Source organism: Azospirillum sp. A1-3 (assembly GCF_023806445.1).
In the GTDB taxonomy this organism is placed as follows: domain Bacteria; phylum Pseudomonadota; class Alphaproteobacteria; order Azospirillales; family Azospirillaceae; genus Azospirillum.
The window spans coordinates 521,710-543,365 of the sequence record NZ_JAMSLU010000005.1 but is presented as its reverse complement, the minus strand read 5'-3'; the positions used below and the strand labels follow the sequence as shown (position 1 = coordinate 543,365).

General features: G+C 67.3%; 19 protein-coding genes and 1 pseudogene. 12 read left to right on the top strand and 8 right to left on the bottom strand.

The window, feature by feature from the left end:
* Positions 1 to 8: 8 nt before the first annotated feature.
* The 3 genes from M5E06_RS27095 to M5E06_RS27085 are packed head-to-tail and all read left to right on the top strand — an operon-like array spanning position 9 to position 2,829.
* Positions 9 to 455 (top strand): DoxX family protein, encoded by a 447-nt coding sequence (locus M5E06_RS27095; protein ID WP_252140886.1) that lies wholly within the window; start codon positions 9 to 11, stop codon positions 453 to 455.
* A 15-nt stretch (positions 456 to 470) separates the two neighbouring features.
* On the top strand, positions 471 to 1,184 hold the full coding sequence (locus M5E06_RS27090) for a YoaK family protein (protein WP_252140885.1): 714 nt from the start codon (positions 471 to 473) through the stop codon (positions 1,182 to 1,184).
* A gap of 40 nt (positions 1,185 to 1,224) precedes the next feature.
* Positions 1,225 to 2,829: a Na+/H+ antiporter gene (locus tag M5E06_RS27085; protein ID WP_252140884.1), complete on the top strand. Its 1,605-nt coding sequence runs from the start codon at positions 1,225 to 1,227 to the stop codon at positions 2,827 to 2,829.
* Between the two features lie 70 nt (positions 2,830 to 2,899).
* Here the strand turns inward: M5E06_RS27085 and M5E06_RS27080 are convergent, their stop codons facing one another.
* Positions 2,900 to 4,084, bottom strand: a complete 1,185-nt coding sequence (locus tag M5E06_RS27080; protein WP_252137514.1) for an IS4 family transposase — start codon at positions 4,082 to 4,084, stop codon at positions 2,900 to 2,902.
* Positions 4,085 to 4,286: 202 nt separating this feature from the next.
* Here M5E06_RS27080 and M5E06_RS36115 point away from each other — a divergent pair, with 202 nt between their 5' ends.
* Positions 4,287 to 4,628 (top strand): helix-turn-helix domain-containing protein, encoded by a 342-nt coding sequence (locus M5E06_RS36115; RefSeq protein ID WP_502802014.1) that lies wholly within the window; start codon positions 4,287 to 4,289, stop codon positions 4,626 to 4,628.
* Here M5E06_RS36115 and M5E06_RS36110 read toward each other — a convergent pair.
* Together M5E06_RS36110 and M5E06_RS27070 are read right to left on the bottom strand one after the other, a co-directional pair.
* Positions 4,564 to 4,757 (bottom strand): annotated as a pseudogene (locus tag M5E06_RS36110) (IS1 family transposase); the annotation flags it as partial. The gene M5E06_RS36115 and the pseudogene M5E06_RS36110 sit on opposite strands and share 65 nt — an antisense overlap.
* A gap of 29 nt (positions 4,758 to 4,786) precedes the next feature.
* Complete coding sequence (locus tag M5E06_RS27070) at positions 4,787 to 4,978, bottom strand: hypothetical protein (protein WP_252140883.1); 192 nt, start codon at positions 4,976 to 4,978, stop codon at positions 4,787 to 4,789.
* A gap of 315 nt (positions 4,979 to 5,293) precedes the next feature.
* Between M5E06_RS27070 and M5E06_RS27065 the strand changes: the two genes are divergently transcribed.
* From M5E06_RS27065 to M5E06_RS27055, 3 genes are all read left to right on the top strand, one after another.
* Positions 5,294 to 6,067: an alpha/beta hydrolase gene (locus tag M5E06_RS27065; protein WP_252140882.1), complete on the top strand. Its 774-nt coding sequence runs from the start codon at positions 5,294 to 5,296 to the stop codon at positions 6,065 to 6,067.
* A gap of 6 nt (positions 6,068 to 6,073) precedes the next feature.
* Positions 6,074 to 7,243 (top strand): efflux RND transporter periplasmic adaptor subunit, encoded by a 1,170-nt coding sequence (locus tag M5E06_RS27060; protein ID WP_252140881.1) that lies wholly within the window; start codon positions 6,074 to 6,076, stop codon positions 7,241 to 7,243.
* Positions 7,244 to 7,329: 86 nt separating this feature from the next.
* Complete coding sequence (locus tag M5E06_RS27055) at positions 7,330 to 10,518, top strand: efflux RND transporter permease subunit (RefSeq protein ID WP_252140880.1); 3,189 nt, start codon at positions 7,330 to 7,332, stop codon at positions 10,516 to 10,518.
* A gap of 54 nt (positions 10,519 to 10,572) precedes the next feature.
* Here M5E06_RS27055 and M5E06_RS27050 read toward each other — a convergent pair whose 3' ends face one another.
* From M5E06_RS27050 to M5E06_RS27040, 3 genes are all read right to left on the bottom strand, one after another.
* Positions 10,573 to 11,268: an RES family NAD+ phosphorylase gene (locus tag M5E06_RS27050; protein ID WP_252140879.1), complete on the bottom strand. Its 696-nt coding sequence runs from the start codon at positions 11,266 to 11,268 to the stop codon at positions 10,573 to 10,575.
* Positions 11,265 to 11,660, bottom strand: coding sequence for an MbcA/ParS/Xre antitoxin family protein (locus M5E06_RS27045; RefSeq protein WP_252140878.1), 396 nt, complete (start codon positions 11,658 to 11,660; stop codon positions 11,265 to 11,267). The genes M5E06_RS27050 and M5E06_RS27045 overlap by 4 nt, the downstream gene beginning before the upstream one ends.
* Before the next feature lie 160 nt (positions 11,661 to 11,820).
* Positions 11,821 to 12,909, bottom strand: coding sequence for a LacI family DNA-binding transcriptional regulator (locus tag M5E06_RS27040; protein WP_252140877.1), 1,089 nt, complete (start codon positions 12,907 to 12,909; stop codon positions 11,821 to 11,823).
* A gap of 142 nt (positions 12,910 to 13,051) precedes the next feature.
* Between M5E06_RS27040 and M5E06_RS27035 the strand changes: the two genes are divergently transcribed.
* The 5 genes from M5E06_RS27035 to M5E06_RS27015 all read left to right on the top strand — a co-directional run bounded on the left by M5E06_RS27035 (position 13,052) and on the right by M5E06_RS27015 (position 19,374).
* Positions 13,052 to 14,080: a TRAP transporter substrate-binding protein gene (locus tag M5E06_RS27035; protein ID WP_252140876.1), complete on the top strand. Its 1,029-nt coding sequence runs from the start codon at positions 13,052 to 13,054 to the stop codon at positions 14,078 to 14,080.
* Positions 14,081 to 14,129: 49 nt separating this feature from the next.
* Complete coding sequence (locus M5E06_RS27030) at positions 14,130 to 16,025, top strand: TRAP transporter large permease (protein WP_252140875.1); 1,896 nt, start codon at positions 14,130 to 14,132, stop codon at positions 16,023 to 16,025.
* 44 nt (positions 16,026 to 16,069) lie between these two features.
* On the top strand, positions 16,070 to 16,609 hold the full coding sequence (locus M5E06_RS27025) for a VOC family protein (protein ID WP_252140874.1): 540 nt from the start codon (positions 16,070 to 16,072) through the stop codon (positions 16,607 to 16,609).
* Between the two features lie 180 nt (positions 16,610 to 16,789).
* Positions 16,790 to 18,070 carry a ribulose-bisphosphate carboxylase large subunit family protein gene (locus M5E06_RS27020; RefSeq protein WP_252140873.1) on the top strand — a complete coding sequence of 427 codons (1,281 nt, stop codon included), beginning with the start codon at positions 16,790 to 16,792 and terminating at the stop codon, positions 18,068 to 18,070.
* A gap of 5 nt (positions 18,071 to 18,075) precedes the next feature.
* Positions 18,076 to 19,374, top strand: coding sequence for a four-carbon acid sugar kinase family protein (locus tag M5E06_RS27015; RefSeq protein ID WP_252140872.1), 1,299 nt, complete (start codon positions 18,076 to 18,078; stop codon positions 19,372 to 19,374).
* Positions 19,375 to 19,580: 206 nt separating this feature from the next.
* Here the strand turns inward: M5E06_RS27015 and ocd are convergent, their stop codons facing one another.
* Entirely contained in the window at positions 19,581 to 20,645 is a 1,065-nt protein-coding gene (gene ocd / locus M5E06_RS27010) for an ornithine cyclodeaminase (RefSeq protein WP_252140871.1), read from the bottom strand.
* Between the two features lie 19 nt (positions 20,646 to 20,664).
* On the bottom strand, positions 20,665 to 21,615 hold the full coding sequence (rocF, locus tag M5E06_RS27005) for an arginase (RefSeq protein ID WP_252140870.1): 951 nt from the start codon (positions 21,613 to 21,615) through the stop codon (positions 20,665 to 20,667).
* Between the last annotated feature and the right edge of the window lie 41 nt (positions 21,616 to 21,656).

Here is a 21,656-nt window from a genome sequence, read left to right as displayed (position 1 = left end):
CCCCCGCCATGACCCTCCGCTCCTTCGAACGCCCGGCAGAGCGCATCGTCGACCGCATCCTCGACTGGGACGGCACATGGCTGCTGGCCCGTCTGGCGCTGGTGGGTGCCTATCTGCTCGGCGGACTGGTGAAGCTGACCGACTGGCCGGGCGCCGTCGCCGAACAGGCGCATTTCGGCCTCACGCCCCCGGCGCTCTGGGCGGCCCTGACCATCCTGGTCGAACTGGTCGGCCCGCTGCTGATCCTGCTGGACCGCGCGCTGTGGCTTGGTGCCGGCGCGCTCGGCGTCTTCACCGTTCTGGCCGCCCTGATCGCCAATGATTTCTGGACGATGGCGGGACAGGAGCGCTTCATGGCGACCAACGCCTTCTTCGAGCATGTCGGGCTGGCCGGCGGCTTCGTCCTGGCGGCGATCATCTCGCGGATGCGCCGCCGCCTCGGCCCGAACGACTGAAAAAGGGGAAGCACCATGCCCCCGTCCTCTCCCCCCGTCGCGGCCCCGCTGCCCTGGCTGCTGATGCTGCTGTCGGTGACGACCGGTCTGGTCGACGCCACCAGCGTGCTCGGCCTCGACAAGGTGTTCACCGCCAACATGACCGGCAACATCGTCTTCCTCGGTTTCGCCGCCGCCGGCACACCGGGTTTCGACGTCGCCCCCTATCTAACGGCGATCTGCGCCTTCCTGATCGGCGCGCTGGTCGCCGGCCGCACCGGCAAGGCCCATGCCGGCCGACCGCTGCGCCGCTGGCTGCTGAGCGCCGCCGCCATCGAGGCCGGACTGCTGTGGCTGGCGGCCCTGCTGGCATGGCTGCGCCAGACCGGGGAAACCTCACCGGCCAGCCACTCGGCCAGTTTCTATGGCATCATCCTGCTGACCGCGCTGGCGATGGGCTTCCGAAACGCGACGATCCGACAGCTGAAGGTGCCGGACCTGACCACCACGGTGCTGACCCTGACGCTGACCGGTCTGGCGGCCGATTCCCGGCTGGCCGGCGGGTCCGACACCAACTGGATCCGCCGCATCGGCAGCGTCATTGCCATCTTCATCGGCGCCGCCATCGGCGCCGTGCTGGTGACGCACAGCAGCCTCGCCGCACCGCTGCTGCTGGCCGGCGCGCTGGGACTGATCGGCACCGCCGCCTGCGCCCTGCATCCCGCCGCCGCCACCCCGGCCGCCGCCTGATCCCCACGACCATTCAGAAACAGAACAGCGGACTCCCAGCATGTCGCCATCCGGTCAGTTCGAACTCGTCCTTGGCCTGATGGCGGCGATCATCGTGCTGGAATTGGCGGCCAAGCGTCTGCGCATGCCGCCGTCGGCCGTCCTGGTGCTGGGCGGCATCGCGCTCGCGCTCATCCCCGGCCTGCCGGAGATCACGCCCGATCCCGACCTGACGCTGCTGCTGTTCCTGCCGCCGCTGCTGTTCGCCAGCGCCTATTTCACGGTGTGGAGCGATTTCCGCGCCAACCTGCGCATCATCCTTCAGCTGGCGGTCGGCGCCGTCGCCTTCACCACGCTGGCGATCGGGGTGGCCGCCCATCTGGTGATGCCGTCGCTGCCCTGGGCGGCCTGCTTCACGCTGGGCGCCATCCTGTCGCCGCCCGACGCGGTGGCGGCCAAGGCGGTGCTGAAGGGTTTGCCGCTGCCGCCGCGCATTGTCACTTTGCTGGAGGGCGAGAGCTTGGTGAACGACGCCACCGGGCTGGTGCTGTTCCGCATCGCCATCGCCGCCGGGATGACCGGCACCTTCGACGCCGCCGACGCCTCGCTGGAGTTCCTATGGCTGGCGATCGGCGGGGTGGCGGCCGGCGTGGTCTTCGGTCATATCGCCGCGCTGCTGCTGGGTCGCCTGCGCGACGTGCCGCTCAGCATTGTCGGCGGCTTCCTCGCCGCCTGGGCCAGCTATCTGGGCGGCGAGGCGCTGCTTGTGTCGGGCGTGCTCGCCACCGTCGGCTGCGGTCTGGTGATGGGCCGGCGCCAGCACGACCTCTTCACCGCCCAGCTGCGCACCCACGCCAACGCGGTGTGGGCGGTGGCGGTGTTCCTGATGGAATCGATGGTCTTCATCATCATCGGCCTGTCGCTGCGCGGCGTGTTGGGCCGGCTGGCGGAGGCCGGGACCGGCCTGTTCGACCTATTGCCGATGATCGTCGCCGTTACCCTGGCGATGATCCTGTCGCGCTTCGCCTGGCTCTTCCCCTCGACCTACCTGCCGCGCTTCCTATTCCCCGCCTTGCGCCGCCGCGATCCCTACCCGTCGGTGGCGGTGCCGGTGATCATGGGCTGGGCGGCGATCCGCGGCGTGGTCAGCCTTGCCGTCGCCCTGTCGGTTCCCGTGGAGTTCCCCGGCCGCGACATCATCCTGGCGACCACATGGGCGGTGATTCTGCTGTCGATCCTGGGACAGGCGACCACGCTGGCCCCGCTGATCCGCAAGATGCGGCTGGGCGGCTTCACGCTGGAGCGCCGGCCGACCCTGTCGGACTCGGAAACCCGCATCCGCATGGCCCGTGCGGCGCTGGAGGCGGTGCGCAAGCGCTCCGGCACGCCGGACGGCCGCCAGCGCCACCCCCGCCTACTCGAACAATACGCCCACCGCGCGACGATGGCCGAGCGCTTCCACGAGAGCGAAGGCATGCTGCAAGAGGACCGGCGCGAGCATTTCGCCGCCGTCCTGGCCGCCAACCGCGCCGCCCGCGCCGAGATCTTGGGCCTTCACCGCGGCGGCCGCATCCACGACACGGTGCTGCACCGCCTGGAAGCGGAACTGGACCTTGAAGAACTCAGCGCGGAGCAAGCGCTGGCGGAGGGGGAGGCCGGGGGGTGAGTGTGCTATATATCCAAACGGACGATCTCCGGCCGTCATCCCCGCGAAGGCGCACTGCTGTCCGGGATTTTCAGGGCTCCGCCAGGGGCAGACTAAGTTGACGGTCTGGCGGTCTTTTTTGCGGTGGCCGTGGTCTTGTCGGACAATGATTGGTGGTGTCGAAAGGTTCGAAGAGTGCAACCTTGAGCCTGATCTTCAGGGCCTTCGCACCGCCGACATGGTTTTTGGCGTAGGTGTTCTGGAACAGCCGCAACAAGCAGAAGGCAATCAATGCCGTGTAGATCTGAATTCTGACGGCATTCTCCGAGCGACCGAAGAATGTCTTCAGCTTCAGGTTCTGTTTGATCCACTTGAAAAACAACTCAATCTGCCAACGCTCCTTATAAAGGTCGGCGATCTCCTGAGCAGTCCGGTCAAGATCATTGGTGATCAGATGGAGTGGCTCCTTATCCGGACGCGCCACCACCACTTCACGAAGTTCGGCGTCGTAGAGTGGGTTGGTCGCGCCGCCACGCGGCTTTTTGTGGCCGACCTTCACCCGGCGGTCCGCCACGATGTTGTCGCCAACCGCCTCCACGGTTCGCTCTACACGGCGGTGTGCATTGGCCTTCAGCCGGGTCACGAACAGCGCCTGCGCCATGGTGATCTCATGCCACCAGCGGTAATCCGTGTATCCCTTGTCAAAGACATAGGTGGCCCCGGCAGCGAACGGCAGGCGTCGCGCCATCTTGATTTCGCTGAGCTTGGGCGTTTCCACGGCAAAATGCACCGGCGTGGCTGTCCGCGGATCGTAGACCAGATGGAGCTTCAGGCCACGGCAGCGCGAATCGGCTTCGGCCCAGTTGAAGCGGCGGTCCCGCAACATGATCGCAGAGCCGTCGATCAGCCGCACCAACTCCCGGCTTTCCTGACGCGCCGATCGGGCCAAGCCGCCCATGACCTGTTCGGCAATCTCCCGGAACACCGCCGCAGGCCGGGCCGCCGAGGCATCGCTGAGCGTGCTCTTGCTAACCGGCCGCAGCCCGGTGTGGTAAAGCCCTGCCGGTTGGGCCGCCAACCCCTCCGCAATCTCGCGAAGGCTCTTCAGCCCGGCGAACTGGGCGAAAAGCATCGCCTTCAGGTGCCGCTGGCACGTCCAGCCCTTGTCACCACTCCCAACCCCATGATTGCCACGGTGCCGCGCCACAATCCCGTTCACCACACGACGGTCCAGAGGTTCCACAAGGCGCAAAAATCCGCTAGCTTGGAACGGCACGGCAGACCTCAAAATCTATGTTTGGCGACTGCGATTTTGGGCCAGAACTCTGGCTTTGTCTGCCGTGCAGCTTCAATCCATCCAAAAATCCCGGACAGCAGTGCGCGAAGGCGGGGATCCAGGCTACCAGTCCAAGCCCTTGGAAATGTTGGATTCCTTGGACTCACGGCACAAGCGCAACACCTGCTAAGGTGTTGTTGCGATGGGAAAACAATACAATCAGCTCAGCCTTGTCGAGCGGATGAAGATCGAGCTTTTGCGGGAGCAAGGGCTGTCTTTGAGAGAGATCGGCGCGCAATTGGGGCGGTCGGCGTCGACGATCAGCCGTGAGATACGTCGGAATGCGCAGCCGACCAACCAGTGGCGGGGGTGCTACGATGGGGAGCGGGCCGATCAATTGGCAGCCCGGCGGCGACGGTGGGATGCACGCTTCAAGCTGGCGTGCCAGCCTGGCCTGCGTGCCACGGTGCGAAAACACCTTGCGATGGGATGGTCTGCCAATCGCGGCCATTGTGGGACTCTGGAACATCGCCCTGGAGCTTGATGAGCTGGGCATGGTCCACGTCCCCGCCGAAGGCTCCTTCCACCGCTTCCGGATATGCTTCGTGCCCGTCCGTGGTGATCTGCACCCGGTTGTCAGCCGGCTGCGCAGGTCGTCCATGAGCACGATGGCGGACTGCCTAGGGGCCCTTTGGGCATGGCTCAATTCTCTTCCCGGCCGCCGTCAGGCAACGGCTCTTTGACAACGTCTCCCGTCTCGATATCAATGATCTGCACTTCGTTATAGATGCCTTGTTGGCGGAGTTCGTTGGCCTTCTTAAGCGCACCTTCGAGGGTGTCCCGCTTCAGGCCCAAAACGCCAACTTGAGAACTCCCAGTGATGTGATAGCGCATTCCCGCATCCTCCACCGTTATGCTTCCCGTTAAGCATACAGGAACGTGCAGCCGGATGCGAACGCCCTTCGCGCCACGTTCGCCTACGAACGAAATTCAAACTGAGACACTACCGGGCATCGCAGGGGTCCCTTCGCGCCGGGATCGCAGCCTGCCCGAATAGCCCCTCCTCCACAAACAGCCACCCCCGCCCCTCCCCGATTGTTCGTCCCGGCTGAATTCTGTTCCCAGCCGCAGCGGCTTTATCCCACCCGGACGCTTGCACATTATTGCTCTTGCCGCATTGCAGGAGGGGCGCCAGGGCGCCGGGTCGAGATGGAACGTTCACGCACGTCGCTGAAGGTGGAGGGCCGCGAGGTCCCGCTGTGCCTGTATCGGCCGGCGGATTCCGGGCCGTTGCCGGGCGTGCTGTATTTCCACGGCGGCGGCTTCACCTCCGGGTCGGTCGAGGATGTCGAGGTGCCGGCCATGGCGCTGGCGGAGAGCATTCCGGCGCTGGTGGTGGCGGTCGGTTATGCGCTCGCTCCCGCCCATCCCTTTCCCGCCGCGGTGGAGGATGCCCATGCCGCAGCCCTCTGGCTGGCGGAGCGGGCTGGGCCGCTGGGCGTCGCCGGGCATGATGCCGGCGGGCATGTCGCGGTGTCGCTCACCCTGCTCGCCCGCGACCGCGGTGGGCCGGAGATCGCGGCGCAGGCGCTGCTCGGGCCGATGCTCGATCCCAGTTTGACGCGGGTCGCCCATGGTGAAAAGGGCGGAGAAGGCAGCGTGACGGACTGTGCGCGCTGTTACCGCGCCTATCTGCCGGAAGCGGCGCTGCGGCTGCATCCCTATGCGGCGCCCCTGGAGTCGCGCCGGCTCGGCCGGCTGCCGCCGATCATGATCGCCACGGCGCAGAACGACGTGCTGCGGCCGGAGGCGGAAAGCTATGCCGCCCGCCTGATCGACGCCGGGGTGCCGACCGAGGTCACCCGCTTTGCCGGCGTCACCCATGCCGGCCTCGCCCAACACGCGCCGGCGCTGGCCGCCGCCGCCGATTTCTTCCGGCGCCGCCTGACCGGCGCCCATCCCGACACTTCGAGCCACAGGTAAAGCCCCATGTCCCGCAAGACACTTTCCCTATTGATCGCGGCCGGCGTTTCCGTGGCGGCACTAACCGGCGCCGTCACTCTGCGCAGCCCGGCCGAGGCGCAAACGGCCTCCGAAACTCCCGCCCCGCCGCCGGCCGAGGTGGATGTCGCCACCGTTCTGGCCCAGCCGGTGACGGACTGGCAGTCATATTCCGGCCGGCTGGAGGCGGTGGACCGCGTCGATATCCGGCCGCAGGTCCCAGGATCCATCGTCGCCGTGCATTTCCGCAACGGTGCTCTGGTGAAGAAGGGCGACGTGCTGTTCACCATCGACCCCCGCCCCTATGAGGCGGAGGTGGCGCGGGCCGAGGCGCAGGTCGCCGCGGCGCAGGCGCGGGTGCGGCTGACCGCGGCCGACCTCGACCGCGCGCAGAAGCTGGTGCGCGACGACACGATCTCGCGCAGCACCATGGACCAGAAGGACAATGCCGCCCGCGAGGCGACCGCCAACCTGAAGGCGGCGCAGGCGGCGCTGGAGATCGCGCGGCTCAATCTCGGCTACACGCGGGTGACGGCGCCGGTGTCGGGCCGGGTGTCGCGAGCGGAACGGACGGTCGGCAATGTGGTGGCCGCCGGGGCCGCCGCGGAGCCGCTGACGACCCTGGTGTCGGAATCGCCGATCTACGCCTCGTTCGACGTCGATGAGCAGACCTATCTGCGCCACATCGCGCCGATGCGCGATTCAGGCAAGATCCCGGTCCGGCTCGGCCTCGCCAATGAGGAGGATTACTCGCGCGACGGCATGGTGGAGTATGTCGACAACCGACTGGACAGCGTGTCCGGCACCATCCGCGTGCGCGCCCGCTTCGACAATGACGATGGCGTGCTGGTGCCGGGGCTGTATGCGCGGGTGAAGGTGGGGGGCACCAAGCCCTATGACGCGCTGCTGGTCGATGACCGCGCCATCGGCACCGACCAGGACAAGAAGTTCGTCCTGGTGGTGACGCAGGAGAACAAGGTGGAGTACCGGCCGGTGAAGCTCGGCGCGCTGCAGAACGGGCTGCGCGTGGTGACCGACGGGCTGGCGGCCGGCGAGCGCGTGGTCGTCAACGGCACCCAGCACGCCCGGCCGGGCATGGCGGTCACGCCGAAGATGGTCGCCATGGGGACTGAGAAGACCCAGACGGCGGCACGGTAAGACACGAACAAGGGGCATGCGCGTTGGCTGGCCCTCCTCGCCTAGTGCGGGGAGGGATGGGGAGCGTGCAGCCTGGGAGACCCCAGATGAACATCTCTAAATTCTTCATCGACAGGCCGATCTTTGCCGGCGTGCTGTCGGTGGCGCTGTTCCTGGCGGGGGCCATCGCGGTGTTCCGCCTGCCGATTTCCGAATATCCGGAGGTGGTGCCGCCGTCCGTCGTGGTGCGCGCGCAGTTCCCCGGCGCCAACCCCAAGGTAATCGCCGAGACCGTCGCCTCCCCACTGGAGGAGCAGATCAACGGCGTCGAAGGCATGCTCTACATGCAGTCGCAGGCGAACAGCGACGGCAATCTGGCCCTAACGGTGACCTTCAAGCTGGGCACCGACGCGGACAAGGCGCAGCAGTTGGTGCAGAACCGCGTGGCGCAGGCGATGCCGCGGCTGCCGGCCGACGTGCAGCGGCTGGGCGTCACCACGGTCAAGAGTTCGCCGACGCTGACCATGGTCGTGCATCTGCTGTCGCCCAACGACCGCTATGACATGACGTACCTGCGCAATTATGCGGTGCTGAACGTCAAGGACCGGCTGACCCGCATCGCCGGCGTCGGCGAGGTGCAGGTGTGGGGCGCCGGCGACTATGCGATGCGGGTGTGGCTCGACCCCGGCAAGGTGGCGCAGCGCGGGCTGACCGCCACCGACGTGGTGAACGCCATCCGCGAACAGAATGTCCAGGTGGCGGCCGGCGTGATCGGCGCCTCGCCCTCGCTGCCCGACGTGCCGATGCAGCTGTCGATCAACGCGCGCGGCCGGCTGAAGACCGCCGACGAGTTCGGCGACATCGTGCTGAAGACCGGCGAGGACGGCGGCGTCACCCGCCTGCGCGACGTGGCGCGGGTGGAGCTGGCGGCGGCGCAATATGGACTGCGCTCGCTGCTCGACAACAAGCCGGCGGTGGCGCTCGGCATCACCCAGACGCCGGACGCCAACGCGCTCGCCATCTCCGACGAGGTGCGCAAGGTGATGGCGGAGCTGAAGGGCGACATGCCCGAAGGCGTCGATTACTCCATTGTCTACGACCCGACGCAGTTCGTCCGCTCCTCCATCGAGGCGGTGGTGCACACGCTGCTGGAGGCGGTGGCGCTGGTGGTGCTGGTGGTGATCGTCTTCCTGCAGACCTGGCGGGCGTCGATCATTCCGCTGCTGGCGGTGCCGATCTCCATCGTCGGCACCTTCTCGCTGCTGCTGGCCTTCGGCTTCTCGATCAACGCGCTTTCGCTGTTCGGCATGGTGCTGGCCATCGGCATCGTGGTCGACGACGCCATCGTCGTGGTCGAGAATGTTGAGCGCAACATCGCGTCCGGCCTGTCGGCCCGCGACGCCACCATCCGCGCCATGCAGGAGGTCAGCGGCCCGATCATCGCCATCGCGCTGACGCTGGTCGCCGTCTTCGTGCCGCTCGCGGCGATGACGGGGCTCAGCGGCGAGTTCTACAAGCAGTTCGCGATGACCATCGCGATCTCCACGGTGATTTCCGCCTTCAACTCGCTGACCCTGTCGCCGGCCCTGGCGGCGGTGCTGCTGCGCGGCCATGACCAGCCGCAGGACTGGCTGACCCGCGCGATGAACCGGGTGTTCGGCGGCTTCTTCCGGCTGTTCAACCGGGTGTTCCATCGGGCGTCGGAGGGCTATGGCCGCGGCGTCGGCGGGGTGGTGCGGCGCAAGGGCGTGATGCTGGCGGTCTATGCACTGCTGATCGGCGCCACGGTGCTGCTCGGCCGCACGGTGCCGTCGGGCTTCGTGCCGATGCAGGACAAGGAGTATCTGATCAGCTTCGCGCAGCTTCCCAACGGTGCGTCGCTGGACCGGACGGAGGCGGTGATCCGCGAGATGACCGACATCGCGCTGAAGCGCCCCGGCGTGCAGAGCGCCGTGGCCTTTCCCGGGCTTTCGGTCAACGGCTTCACCAACAGCTCCAGCGCCGGCATCGTCTTCGTCACGCTGAAGCCCTTCGCCGAACGCCAGGATCCGTCGCTGTCGGCCGGGGCCATCGCCAAGGATCTGCAACAGCGCTATGCCGGGCTGAAGGAGGCCTTCGTCGCCATCTTCCCGCCGCCGCCGGTGATGGGTCTGGGGCAGCTGGGCGGCTTCAAGATGCAGTTGGAAGACCGCGGGAACCTTGGGTACGAGGCGCTGAGCGGCGCGGTGAACGCCTTCGTCAAGCGGGCGGCGCAGACGCCGGAACTGGGGCCGACCTTCTCCGCCTATCAGATCAACGTGCCGCAGCTGGACGTCGATCTCGACCGTGTGAAGGCCAAGCAGCTGGGCGTCAATGTCGCCGAGGTGTTCGACACCATGCAGATCTATCTGGGATCGCTGTACGTCAACGACTTCAACGCCTTCGGCCGCGTCTATCAGGTGCGGGTGCAGGCCGACGCGCCGTTCCGCGACACCGCCGACGACATCGGGCTGCTGAAGACCCGCAACGCGGCGGGGACCATGGTGCCGCTGTCGTCGCTGGTGACGGTGCAGCCGGGCTATGGGCCGGAAATGGTGGTGCGCTACAACGGCTTCACCGCCGCCGACGTCAATGGCGGGCCGGCGCCGGGCTATTCCTCGGGGCAGGCGGAAGCGGCGGCGGAGCGCATAGCGGCGGAGGTGCTGCCACGCGGCGTGAAGCTGGAATGGACCGACCTGACCTATCAGAAGATCCTGGTCGGCAATGCCGGTCTGTGGGTCTTCCCGATCAGCGTGCTGCTGGTGTTCCTGGTGCTGGCGGCGCAGTACGAGAGCCTGACGCTGCCGCTCGCCATCCTGCTGATCGTGCCGATGAGCGTGCTGTCGGCGCTGTTCGGGGTGTGGCTGACCGGCGGGGACAACAACATCTTCACGCAAATCGGCTTCATGGTGCTGGTCGGTCTGTCGGCGAAGAACGCCATCCTGATCGTCGAGTTCGCCCGCGAGCTGGAGCATGAGGGGCGCGGCGTGGTGCAGGCGGCGATCGAGGCGAGCCGGCTGCGATTGCGGCCGATCCTGATGACCTCCATCGCCTTCATCATGGGCGTGGTGCCACTGGTCACCTCCACCGGCGCCGGTGCCGAGATGCGGCACGCCATGGGTGTCGCGGTGTTCGCCGGCATGATCGGCGTGACGCTGTTCGGTCTGGTGCTGACCCCGGTGTTCTACGTGCTGCTGCGCAAGCTGGCCGGTGCGGAGCGTCGGGTGGAAGCCCCGGCGGAAGGCGGGGTGCAGCCGGCGGAGTGGAAGATGGGGTGAATGACTTGAATAGCGCCCGGGCCGCGGAACGAAGCGGCCCGGGCGTCCTGCGGTTCAGAGCGTCGACCATGTGTTCGCTTGATAGTCGAAGACCTTGTCGATGCGGGTGCCGTCCCAGTGGTATTCCAAGTGTTTCGTCTGCGCCGGGATGCCGACCGCTTTGGGACGGAATGCGCCGATGCAGGCGCCGCCGGGGTGGCGGACGCTCGGGTAATGGATGCCATTCGCTCCTTCCTCCCGAAGCGCCGACGCCAGCGCCTGCCCGGCGCTGTAGTCGTCCGGATCGAGGACGCGGCCACGGTCGGCCTCGTCCAGGCTTCCGACATCGTGGAACTCGCCATTGATCGTTCCGACCAGAACCCGCATCGTCTCGGAACGGATAAGGCCCTGGTCTGCGTCGGCGTAATACTGCTCGTAATGGAAGACCGTCTCGCGCAACGCCGTTTCGAATGCGCGGGCCGCGTAATAGACTCCCTGGCGTCCGTCGGAAAAGCGCGATCCATTGGGGTTGACGTGCGTGAACGCACTCATGACGTAACTGGCCCCAGGTCCGGCGATGCGCTCCTCCGGCGGCACCAGCGAGATTTCTCCGGCCTCCTGGCGCAAACGCGGGTTCACCAGGCTTTCCAGCGCGATGAAGGCCTCCCAATCGCGCGGGTCGCCGGACAGACGCTCGAACAGATCGATGGGTGGAAAACGCGAAGCGATGATGCGCGTCGCCGCGGTCCAGGCAACGGCCAGCAGCTTCACGACCAGGCTCCGCGGTATGCATCGAGATACTGGTGGACCGCCGCCAGATCGGTCACGTCGCCGCCCGCCATCCGCTCCAGCGGCGCCTGCCCGCCGAACGCCCGGTTGGCGCGCGCCGGCCAGCCGTCCGCCTGCTGCGGGTTGGCGTACAGGATCTGCAGCGACTTGTAGATGCCCAGTACATAGCCCAGCCGGCGCACCGTGTCATGCGGCACCGCACCGACCCTGCCCGCCTTCCAGGCGTAGAAGGTACGCTCCGCCGGTGAACCGAGGATACGGCACGCCTGCTCGTTGTTGGCGCCCCATGCTTTCAAGATGGTGAAGACCCCGGCCATGCCCCGCGCGACGGTATCATCGGCGATGCCGGCCTGCTGCCGAGCTGTGGCAACCATGGCGACCTCCTACTGCATTCATGCATTATGTTTCCTAAAACTGCATAAGAGCAACAAGGTTTCCATGTTGCCGGACGAACTCAGCCGAAAGCATCGGACCTTTCCAGACAGACGGAAGGGCGAAGAGGCGGTGAGCAGGGGGTCGTGCCGCCCGTTCGGGTCACTCATCCGGCAGCATGTTTTTCGGCAGGTTTTCGCGGAAGATTACTTCCGCCCTCGGCGTTTCCACACCCTGCATGGGCGGCCGGCCGGCGCGGAGGTTGGTGAAGATGCCGACGCAGGCCGACAGGGTGTTGCGCGGATCCTGCGTGATCACCGCGTCCAGCGTGCCGTCGATCAGCAGGCCGCGCGTCTCGTTGGTCAGGCCGTGGCCGATGAAGACCATCTCGCGTTCCCGCCGCGTCTCCTTCAGGGCGCGGGCGACGCCCTCCGCCCCGCCGCCGATGTTGTAGACGCCGGCAAGGTCGGGGTGCAGACCCAGCAGCATGCGGGTCTGGCGGTAGCTTTTCCCCTCGTCGTCATGGCCTTCGCGCAGGCCCACCACCTCGATGTCGGGGGCGGTTTCCTTCAGGACGTTGAAGAATCCCATCTCACGGTCCTCATGCGCGCGGTAGCTGAGGCTGCCGGCGATCATCGCCACCTTGGCCGGGCGGTGTTTTAAAAAACGCGCGATCAGATAGCCGGCGGTGCGGCCCGCCGCGCGGTTGTCCAGCCCGACATAGCCGGCGCGCCGGCAGTTCAGGATGTCGGAGATCAGCGTCACGCTCGGCACGTTGCGGTCGGCCAGCGCGTCCACCGCCTCGCGCACCGCCGGATGCTCCAGCGCCATGAAGGCGACACCGTCGGCGCGGCGGCCGTGCTGGAACAGGCTGCGCGCCAGCAGTTCCGGGTTGAAGCTCTTGATGAACTCCACCTGCGCCTTCACGCCATGCGGGGCGAGGGTGGATTCCGCGCGCCGGATCATCTCGCCCAGGCCGGTGAGGAAGCGGTTGTTGCCGGCGGGCAGCAGGAAGGACAGCCGCATCGGCTTCTGCCCCGCCGCGGCATAGAGGTCGGAGTCCGGCAGATAGTCGAGGTCCGCCGCCGCCTTCAGCACGCGCTGCACGGTGGCGGCGCGCACCCCCGGCCGGTGGTTCAGCACGCGGTCGACCGTGGCGGTGGACACCCCCGCGGCATGCGCGATGTCGGCCACCCGCGGCAGGCCGCGGGGTCCGGCAGCAATTTCCGGATCGTCCTTCAGTGAAACCATCAAAAACCATCAATTTCGGCGTTTGACACCTGTCGGTACTGGACATACCGTCCATCCAACAATCATCAATTGACATCAGATCACATCAGAAACGCAAGGCCGGAAACAGCAACGTCGGCCGGTAATCCATGGGAGGTTTGAAATGACCAGTCTGAGCCGCCGCACGATGCTGAAGGCCATCGCCACCGCCCCCGCGATCGGGGCCGCCGGTGCCGTCATCGGCATGCCACACATCGCCCGCGCCGCCGAGTATGAGCTGAAGTACGGCAACAACCTGCCGCTGAGCCATCCGCTGAACGTCCGCGCCCAGCAGGCGGCGGATCGCATCGCCAAGGAGACGAACGGCAAGGTCGAGATCAAGATCTTCCCGAACAACCAGTTGGGCGGCGACACCGACATGCTGTCCCAGGTGCGCAGCGGCGGCCTGACCTTCTTCACGCCGTCGGCGCTGGTGATCGCCACGCTGGTTCCGGTCGCCGCGATCAACGCGGTCGGCTTCGCCTTCTCCGACTACGATCAGGTGTGGAAGGCGATGGACGGCAAGCTGGGCGCCCATGTCCGCAACGCCATCTCCAAGGTCGGGCTCCATGCCTTCGACAAGATGTGGGACAACGGCTTCCGCCAGATGACCAGCGGCGACAAGCCGATCAATTCCGCCGCCGACATGGACGGCCTGAAGATCCGCGTGCCGGTCAGCCCGCTGTCCATCGCCATGTTCAAGGGTCTGGGCGCCTCCCCCACCAGCCTGCAGTTCAGCGAGGTCTATTCGTCGCTGCAGACCCGGATCGTCGATGCGCAGGAAAACCCGCTGCCGATCATCCAGGTCGCCAAGCTGTTCGAGGTGCAGAAATACTGCTCGCTGTCGAACCACATCTGGGACGGCTTCTGGTTCATCGCCAACGGCCGCGCCTGGAAGGGCCTGCCGCCGGACATGCAGACCATCGTCGCCAACGCCATCAACGACGCCGGCATGGCCCAGCGCGGCGACATCAAGGCACTGAACCAGTCGGTCCGCACCGACCTGGAATCGAAGGGGCTGACCTTCAACCAGCCGTCGCCCGACAGCTTCCGCGCCAAGCTGCGCGACAGCGGCTTCTACGGCGAATGGAAGGGCCGCTTCGGCGACGAGGCGTGGGGCCTGCTGGAGGAGGCGGTCGGCAAGCTCGCCTGACCGCATCCCCTGCCCTCCCTGGTCCTGTCCCATGAAGGAACCCCCCGTCATGTCCCACATGTCCGAACCGGTCCACGGCTACGTGGACGCTCCCGGCGGCATTGCCGGCGGCGGCGCTTCGCTGCTGCGCAGGATCGACCACGGCCTGTCCGTCGGGGTCGAGGTCGTGGCGGGCCTTCTGGTGCTGGTCGAGATCGTCGTGCTGCTGGCCGGCGTCACCGCCCGCTACCTCTTCCACACCCCGCTGGTGTGGTCGGACGAGCTGGCCTCGATCCTGTTCCTGTGGCTGTCGATGCTGGGCGCGGTGGTCGCCTTGCGCCGGGGCGAGCATATGCGGATGACCGGTCTGGTCAGCCGCGTCGGCCCGCAGGTGCGCAGCCTGCTGGAATGCATCGCCATCACCGCCCCCATCGCCTTCCTGGCGCTGATTCTCTATCACGCCGTCGATTACGCGATGGAGGAGCAGTTCATCACCACCCCGGCGATGGAGGTCTCCAACGCCTGGCGGGCGGCGGCGCTGCCGGTCGGGCTGGGGCTGATGCTGGTGGCGGCGCTGTTCCGGCTGCTGCGCGTCGCCCGGCCGCTGACCGCGCTGGCGGCGGTGCTGGTGACGGGGGCCATCGTCGCCGGTTTCTGGGTCGCCGGGCCGGTGCTGAAACCGCTGGGGCAGCTGAACCTCCTGATCTTCTTCGTCGGGCTGGTGGCGGCCAACGTCTTCGCCGGGGTGCCCATCGCCTTCTCCTTCGCGCTCGCCACCTTCGCCTATCTGGCGCTGACCACCTCGACGCCGCTGCTGGTGATGGTCGGCCGGCTGGACGAGGGGATGAGCCACCTGATCCTGCTGGCGGTGCCGCTGTTCGTCTTCCTGGGTCTGCTGATCGAGATGACCGGCATGGCCCGCGCCATGATCCAGTTCCTCGCCAGCCTGCTCGGCCATGTGCGCGGCGGCCTGTCCTATGTGCTGATCGGCGCGATGTATCTGGTCTCCGGCATCTCCGGTTCGAAGATCGCCGACATGGCGGCCATTGCCCCGGTGCTGTTCCCGGAGATGAAGAAGCGCGGCGCCCCTCCCGGCGATCTGGTGGCGCTGCTGTCGGCGACCGGCGCGCAGACCGAGACCATCCCGCCCAGCATCGTGCTGATCACCATCGGCTCGGTCACCGGCGTGTCGATCGCGGCGCTGTTCACCGGCGGCATGCTGCCGGGCGTGGTTCTGGGTGCCTGCCTGTGCTTCGTGGTCTGGCGGCGCTACCGCCGGGAAGATCTGAGCCATGTCGAGCGCACCCCCGGCCGTGAGATTGCCCGGCTTGCCATGGTGGCGCTGCCCGCCATCCTGCTGCCCTTCGTCATCCGCGCCGCGGTGGTCGAGGGCATCGCGACGGCGACCGAGGTGTCGACCATCGGCATCGCCTATTCCACCGTGGTCGGGCTGCTGATCTACCGCCAGTTCGACTGGCGCCGGCTGAAGCCGATGCTGATCGAGACGGCGTCGCTGACCGGGGCCATCATCTTCATCGTCGGCTGCGCCACCTCGATGGCCTGGGGCCTGACCCAGTCCGGCTTCTCGTCCGATCTGGCGCGCTTCATGGCCGGCATTCCCGGCGGCGCCTATGGCTTCCTCGCCATCTCCATTGTCGCCTTCATCATCCTGGGCAGCGTTCTGGAGGGCATCCCCGCCATCGTGCTGTTCGGCCCGCTGCTGTTCCCCATCGCCCGCGCGGCCGGGGTGCACGAGGTGCACTATGCGATGGTCGTCATCTTCGCCATGGGCATCGGCCTGTTCGCCCCGCCCTTCGGCGTCGGCTATTACGGCGCCTGCGCCATCAGCAAGGTCAATCCCGACGACGGCCTGAAGCACATCTGGGGCTATGTCGGCGCGCTGCTGATCGGGCTGGTGATCGTCGCCGCCATTCCCTGGATTTCGACCGGCTTCCTGGCTCGCTAAAGCCACCGGCTCTACCCAATTCCCTCTTATCCGGAGTTCATTCAATGAGCCGATTCTTCGGCCAGATCCGTCAGGCTGGCTACGTCGTGCGCGACATCGAGGCCGCCATGGACTATTGGAGCCGCACGCTCGGCATCGGTCCCTGGTTCTACAACGAGCGGGTTCCGATCCGGAACTACAGCTACCGCGGCGAAAGCTACGAGGTTCACAATTCGGTGGCGCTGGCCAACTCCGGCCCGCTGCAGATGGAACTGATCCAGACCCGCAACGACGCGCCGTCGATGTACCGCGACTTTCTGCAAGCGGGGAACACCGGGCTGCAGCATGTCGCCTATTGGACCGAGGATTACGACGCCGACCTGGAACGGCTGCTGAGCCAGGGCTTCAAGCCGGTGATGAGCGGCGAGGTCGGCGAGAAGGGGCGGTTCATTTACTTCGACACCGAATACCATCCGGGCACGGTGATCGAGCTGTCGGAGGTCGCGGGGCCGAAGGGCAAGATGTTCGACCTGATCCGCGAGGCGTCGATGGGCTGGGACGGCAGCGATCCGGTGCGGCCGTTTCCGGATTTGAGCAAGTTGTGAGGGGCGATTTGTAGGGGCGTTTTGCCCCCTCCCTAACCCTCCCCCGCTTCGCGGGAGAGGGGACTGCCGCCGTCCTTTGCATAGCTCCCGCAAAGCTCCTGCCCCCTCTCCCTCGAAGAGGGGGAGGGATGGGGAGGGGGCAACCGGCAACAGCACTCCACCTGATTAAAAGGCGCTCCCATGCACGCCGACCGCATCGAAGCAACCTATCTGATCGAAACTCCCCTCGCCCCGGCCAAGGTGGCGGAGGTGATGGCGGGCGAGCAGTCCTGCGGCACCTTCACCCGCGTCCATGGCGAGACCGACGATTTGCGCGCCCGTGCCCGCGCCATCGTCGAATCCGTTGAGAAGCTGGACGTCGCCGACGCCCCTGCCCTACCGAACACCTGGCTGGAGCGCCAGCGGAATCCCGGACCGTGGCAGCGGGCGCGCGTCACCATCTCCTTCCCCACCGCCAACATCGGCGCCAATCTGCCGACACTGGCGGCGACGGTCGCCGGCAACCTCTATGACCTGGGCGAGGTGACGGGACTGCGGTTGGAGAGCTTGCGCATCCCGCAGGCCTACCGCGCGCAGTTCGACCTGCCGCGCCACGGCGTCGCCGGCACGCGGCGGCTGACCGGGGTGGCGGACGGGCCGCTGGTCGGCTCGATCATCAAGCCGAATGTCGGGCTGTCGGCGGAGGAGACCGGCGAGCTGGTCGGCACGCTATGCGCCGCCGGGCTGGACTTCATCAAGGACGACGAGATCTGCGCCGATCCGGCCCATGCGCCGCTGGCGCAGCGCATCCCGGCAGTGATGGATCGGGTGCGCCGGCACCAGGACCGCACCGGAAAGCATGTGATGGTCGCCTTCAACATCACCGACGAGACCGACGCCATGCGTCGCCACGCCGATCTGGTGGAGCGCGAGGGCGGGTCCTGCATCATGGTCAGCCTGAACTGGTGCGGCTATTCGGCGGTGCAGACGCTGCGCCGGCACAGCGGGCTGGCGCTGCACGGCCACCGCAACGGCTTCGGCGCCCTGTCGCGCCATCCGCTGCTGGGCATCGGCTTCGACGCCTATCAGGCGCTGTGGCGGCTGACGGGGGTGGACCACATGCATGTCCACGGGCTGAACGGCAAGTTCGCCCAGCCCGACGCGGAGGTGATCGACGGGGCGCGGGCCTGTCTGGCGCCGCTGGCGGCGGATGCGGTGGACGGGGCCGACGCGGTGATGCCGGCCTTCTCGTCGGGGCAGTGGGCCGGCACGGTGCCGGTCACCTGGGAGGCGGTGGGGACGGCGGACCTGATGTTCATGTCCGGCGGCGGCATCATGGCCCATCCCGACGGGCCGGCGGCCGGCGTGCTGAGCATCCGGCAGGCCTGGGACGCCGTGCGGGCCGGGCGCAGCCTGGATGACGCGGCGAGGGAGTTGCCGGAGCTGCGGCGGTCGCTGGACTTCTTCGGCAAGAAGGGCTGAGCGCGATGGCGGCGGGACCGAGGCTCGGCTGGTACGGCGACGACTTCACCGGGGCAACCGACACGCTGGCGGCCCTGGCGAAGGCCGGGCAGCGGGCGCTGCTGTTCCTCGACGTGCCGGACGTCGCCCGGCTGAGGGAAGCGGGGCCGCTCGACGCGGTGGGGATCGCCGGGGCGGCGCGCAGCATGGCCCCGGACGCGATGCGGGCGGAGCTGGAACCGGTCGGGCGCTTCTTCGCCGGGCTGGGCGTGCCGGTGATGCACTATAAATGCTGTTCCACCTTCGACAGCGCCCCCCAAGTCGGCAGCATCGGGGAGGCGGTGCGGACGCTGGCGCCGCATTTTCCCAACCGCTTCCGGCCGGTGGTGGGCGGGCAGCCGAACATCGGGCGCTATTGCCTGTTCAGCACCCTGTTCGCCGCGGCGGGCACCGGCGGCACGGTCCATCGCATCGACCGCCACCCGACGATGAGCGTCCATCCCGTCACCCCGATGGCGGAGGCGGATTTGCGCAGGCATCTCGCGGCGCAGGGGCTGGAGGGGATGGCGGCGCTGCACTTTCCGGATTACGGGATGGACGGCGACGCGCTGGACGGGCGGCTGGAGCGGCTTTTGGCGGAAGGACCGTCGGCGCTTCTGCTGGACGTGGCGCGCGGTGAGGACCTCGCCATCATCGGGCGGCTGATCTGGGAACGAGCGGAGCGCGAGGCGTTGCTGGCGGTTGGGCCGAGCAGCGTGGCGCAGGCGCTGGTGGCGCATTGGGCGGTCGGCTCTGGTGCTCAAACGGAAGAGGTGCCGCTCGGTACGGCGGACTCGCCGGTCTTCCTGATGGCGGGCAGCCTGTCTCCGGTGACGCGGCGGCAGGTTGAGGCGGCGGGGTCCTACACGCGCATCCAGGCCGATGCGGCGGCGCTGTGCGCGGATGCCGGCTATGCGGAGGCGTTGTTGGGGGAGGTAGCGGCATCGCTACGCGCCGGGCGCCACACGCTGGTCTGGACCGCGCCGGCGGAAGCCGGAACGGCGGACACCGCGCAGGCCGGGCGGGTCGCGGCGGCGACGGCGGCGTTCGTGGCGGCGGTGCTGCGGAGCGTGCGGTTGCGGCGTGTGGGGATCGCCGGCGGGGATACCTCCAGCCTCGCGGTGCGGGCGCTGGGGTGCTGGGGATTGTCCTATCGCTGCACGCTGGCGCCGGGCGTCACCGTCAGCCGCACCCATGCCGACGATCCGGCGGTCGAGGGGTTGGAACTGATGCTGAAAGGCGGGCAGATGGGCGGCGAGGACCTGTTCGAGCGGTTGCTGGGGTAGGCCCTGCTTCCCCCTCTCCCCCAGGGGCTACGGGATGCACACATCTCAGCGTCACGTAAGACGTTGGAATAAAGCAATTTTGTCGGTTGTCATTCCCGCTAAGGCGAATCCAGCCACATCCGCCGCTGATCTGCGGAGTTTCCCGGATCGCCGCCTTCGCGGGAATGACGGCCGAGAAAGATTTCCTCACATATTTGCGGCAATCATCACGCCGCCTCACCCACCGGCGCCGGTTTCGCGGCGCGCAGGATCATGCCGAACAGGTCGCGCGGCTCGTCCGGATCGGCCAGCATGTCCAGGTTCTCGTAGAGGCCGGTCCCCGCCACCTTGTCGCGGACATAGCGCAGGGCGGAGAAGTCCTCCGTCGCGAAGCCGACCGAATCGAACAGCGTGATCTGCCGCGCGTCGCGCCGGCCGACCGCCTGTCCGGTCATCACCGTCCACAGTTCCGTCACCGGATGGTCGGGGGCCAGCTGCTGAATCTCGCCCTCGATCCGCGTCTGCGGCGGGTATTCGACGAAGATGTCCGACCGCAACAGGATGTCGCGGTGCAGCTCCGTCTTGCCGGGGCAATCGCCGCCGACCGCGTTGATGTGCACGCCGGCCCCGACCATGTTGTCGGTCAGGATGGTGGCATACTGCTTGTCGGCCGTTACGGTGGTGATGATCTGCGCGCCTTCCACCGCTTCCTCGGTCGACTTGCAGGCGGTGATCTCGAAGCCCTGGTCGCGCAGGTTGCGCACGCATTTCTGCGTCGCCGCCGGGTCGATGTCGTAAAGCCGCAGTTTCCGGATGCCCAGCAGCGCCTTGAAGGCCAGCGCCTGGAATTCCGCCTGCGCCCCGTTGCCGATGATCGCCATGCAGGCCGCATCCTTCGGCGCCAGATGCTTGGCGGCGACGGCGGAGGTTGCGGCGGTGCGCAGCGCCGTCAGGATCGTCATCTCCGTCATCAGCACCGGATAGCCATTGCCGACATCGGCCAGCACGCCGAAGGCGGTGACGGTCTGCCGCCCTTCCCGCGTGTTCTTCGGATGGCCGTTCACATACTTGAAGCCATAGGTGCGGCCGTCGCTGGTCGGCATCAGCTCGATCACGCCTTCCGCGCTGTGCGAGGCCACCCGCGGCGTCTTGTCGAAGCTCTCCCAGCGGCGGAAGTCCTCCTCGACATAGGCCGACAGCTCGGTCAGGAAGCGCTCCACGCCGATGTGCAGCACCAGCTTCATCATGTGATCGACGCTGACGAAGGGAACGAGGTTCAGGTTCGGGATCATTGTCGGACGCTCCAGTCGATCAAAAGCTGCGGGTGGGATAGTCGAGAACGCGGCGCCCCATCAGGCTCGCCAACAGTTCCACCATCAGGGTCGCGGTCCGGCCGCGCTCGTCCAGGAAGGGGTTCAGTTCCACCAGATCGACGCTGCTGACAAGGCCGGTGTCGTGCAGCATCTCCATGACCAGATGCGCCTCGCGGAAGGTGGCGCCGCCGGGAACCGTGGTGCCGACGCCGGGCGCGATGCCGGGATCGAGGAAATCGACATCCAGGCTGACATGCAGCAGCCCGTCCGCCTCCACCACCCGCTCCAGGAACGGCCGCAGCAGGGCGACGATGCCATGCTCGTCGATCTTGCGCATGTCGTGGACGGTGATGCCGGAGGTCTCCAGCGCGCGCCGTTCGGCCGGATCGACGCTGCGGATGCCCATCATGCAGACATTGTGGGGGTCGAGCCGGGCCGGCGGCGGCGGGAAATAGCCGTCGAAACCGCCCCGCCCGGTGGCATAGGCCATCGGCACGCCATGCAGATTGCCGCTCTCCGTCGTCTCCAACGTGTGGAAATCCGGATGCGCATCCAGCCACAGCACGAACAGCGGCCGCCTCATCTCGGCGGCGCGTTGCGCCAGCCCGGTCAGGGTGCCGGCGGCAAGGCTGTGGTCGCCGCCCATAAAGATCGGCATGGCGTCCTGCCCGGCGCTCGCCTCATAGGCGATCTGCGACAGCGCGGCGGTCCAGCCCGCCACTTCCGGCAGGAATTTCAGCGCGGCGTTGCCGTGCGCCATCGGCCGTTGCGGCACCGGCGCCACATTGCCCAGATCGGTGACGCTGTGGCCGAGGTCCGACAGAGTCCGCGCGATGCCGGCGGTGCGGTAGGCGCTGGGCCCCATTTCGCAGCCCAGCCGGCCCGCCCCATCCTGTACCGGCACGCCGACCAGCCGGCACTGCTTCGTCTTTGTCTTCTGGTAGGACATTGTTTGGTCTCTTGCCTGTTCCTCCCACCAGCAAACCACAA

Bases quoted from the DNA above. Each gene is read 5' to 3' on its own strand.
- M5E06_RS27095 (WP_252140886.1), top strand. From the start codon at position 9: ATGACCCTCCGCTCCTTCGAACGCCCGGCAGAGCGCATCGTCGACCGC.
- M5E06_RS27090 (WP_252140885.1), top strand. From the start codon at position 471: ATGCCCCCGTCCTCTCCCCCCGTCGCGGCCCCGCTGCCCTGGCTGCTG.
- M5E06_RS27085 (WP_252140884.1), top strand. From the start codon at position 1,225: ATGTCGCCATCCGGTCAGTTCGAACTCGTCCTTGGCCTGATGGCGGCG.
- M5E06_RS36115 (WP_502802014.1), top strand. From the start codon at position 4,287: ATGGGAAAACAATACAATCAGCTCAGCCTTGTCGAGCGGATGAAGATC.
- M5E06_RS27070 (WP_252140883.1), bottom strand. From the start codon at position 4,978: ATGCGCTATCACATCACTGGGAGTTCTCAAGTTGGCGTTTTGGGCCTG.
- M5E06_RS27065 (WP_252140882.1), top strand. From the start codon at position 5,294: ATGGAACGTTCACGCACGTCGCTGAAGGTGGAGGGCCGCGAGGTCCCG.
- M5E06_RS27060 (WP_252140881.1), top strand. From the start codon at position 6,074: ATGTCCCGCAAGACACTTTCCCTATTGATCGCGGCCGGCGTTTCCGTG.
- M5E06_RS27055 (WP_252140880.1), top strand. From the start codon at position 7,330: ATGAACATCTCTAAATTCTTCATCGACAGGCCGATCTTTGCCGGCGTG.
- M5E06_RS27045 (WP_252140878.1), bottom strand. From the start codon at position 11,660: ATGGTTGCCACAGCTCGGCAGCAGGCCGGCATCGCCGATGATACCGTC.
- M5E06_RS27040 (WP_252140877.1), bottom strand. From the start codon at position 12,909: ATGGTTTCACTGAAGGACGATCCGGAAATTGCTGCCGGACCCCGCGGC.
- M5E06_RS27035 (WP_252140876.1), top strand. From the start codon at position 13,052: ATGACCAGTCTGAGCCGCCGCACGATGCTGAAGGCCATCGCCACCGCC.
- M5E06_RS27030 (WP_252140875.1), top strand. From the start codon at position 14,130: ATGTCCCACATGTCCGAACCGGTCCACGGCTACGTGGACGCTCCCGGC.
- M5E06_RS27025 (WP_252140874.1), top strand. From the start codon at position 16,070: ATGAGCCGATTCTTCGGCCAGATCCGTCAGGCTGGCTACGTCGTGCGC.
- M5E06_RS27020 (WP_252140873.1), top strand. From the start codon at position 16,790: ATGCACGCCGACCGCATCGAAGCAACCTATCTGATCGAAACTCCCCTC.
- M5E06_RS27015 (WP_252140872.1), top strand. From the start codon at position 18,076: ATGGCGGCGGGACCGAGGCTCGGCTGGTACGGCGACGACTTCACCGGG.
- ocd (WP_252140871.1), bottom strand. From the start codon at position 20,645: ATGATCCCGAACCTGAACCTCGTTCCCTTCGTCAGCGTCGATCACATG.
- rocF (WP_252140870.1), bottom strand. From the start codon at position 21,615: ATGTCCTACCAGAAGACAAAGACGAAGCAGTGCCGGCTGGTCGGCGTG.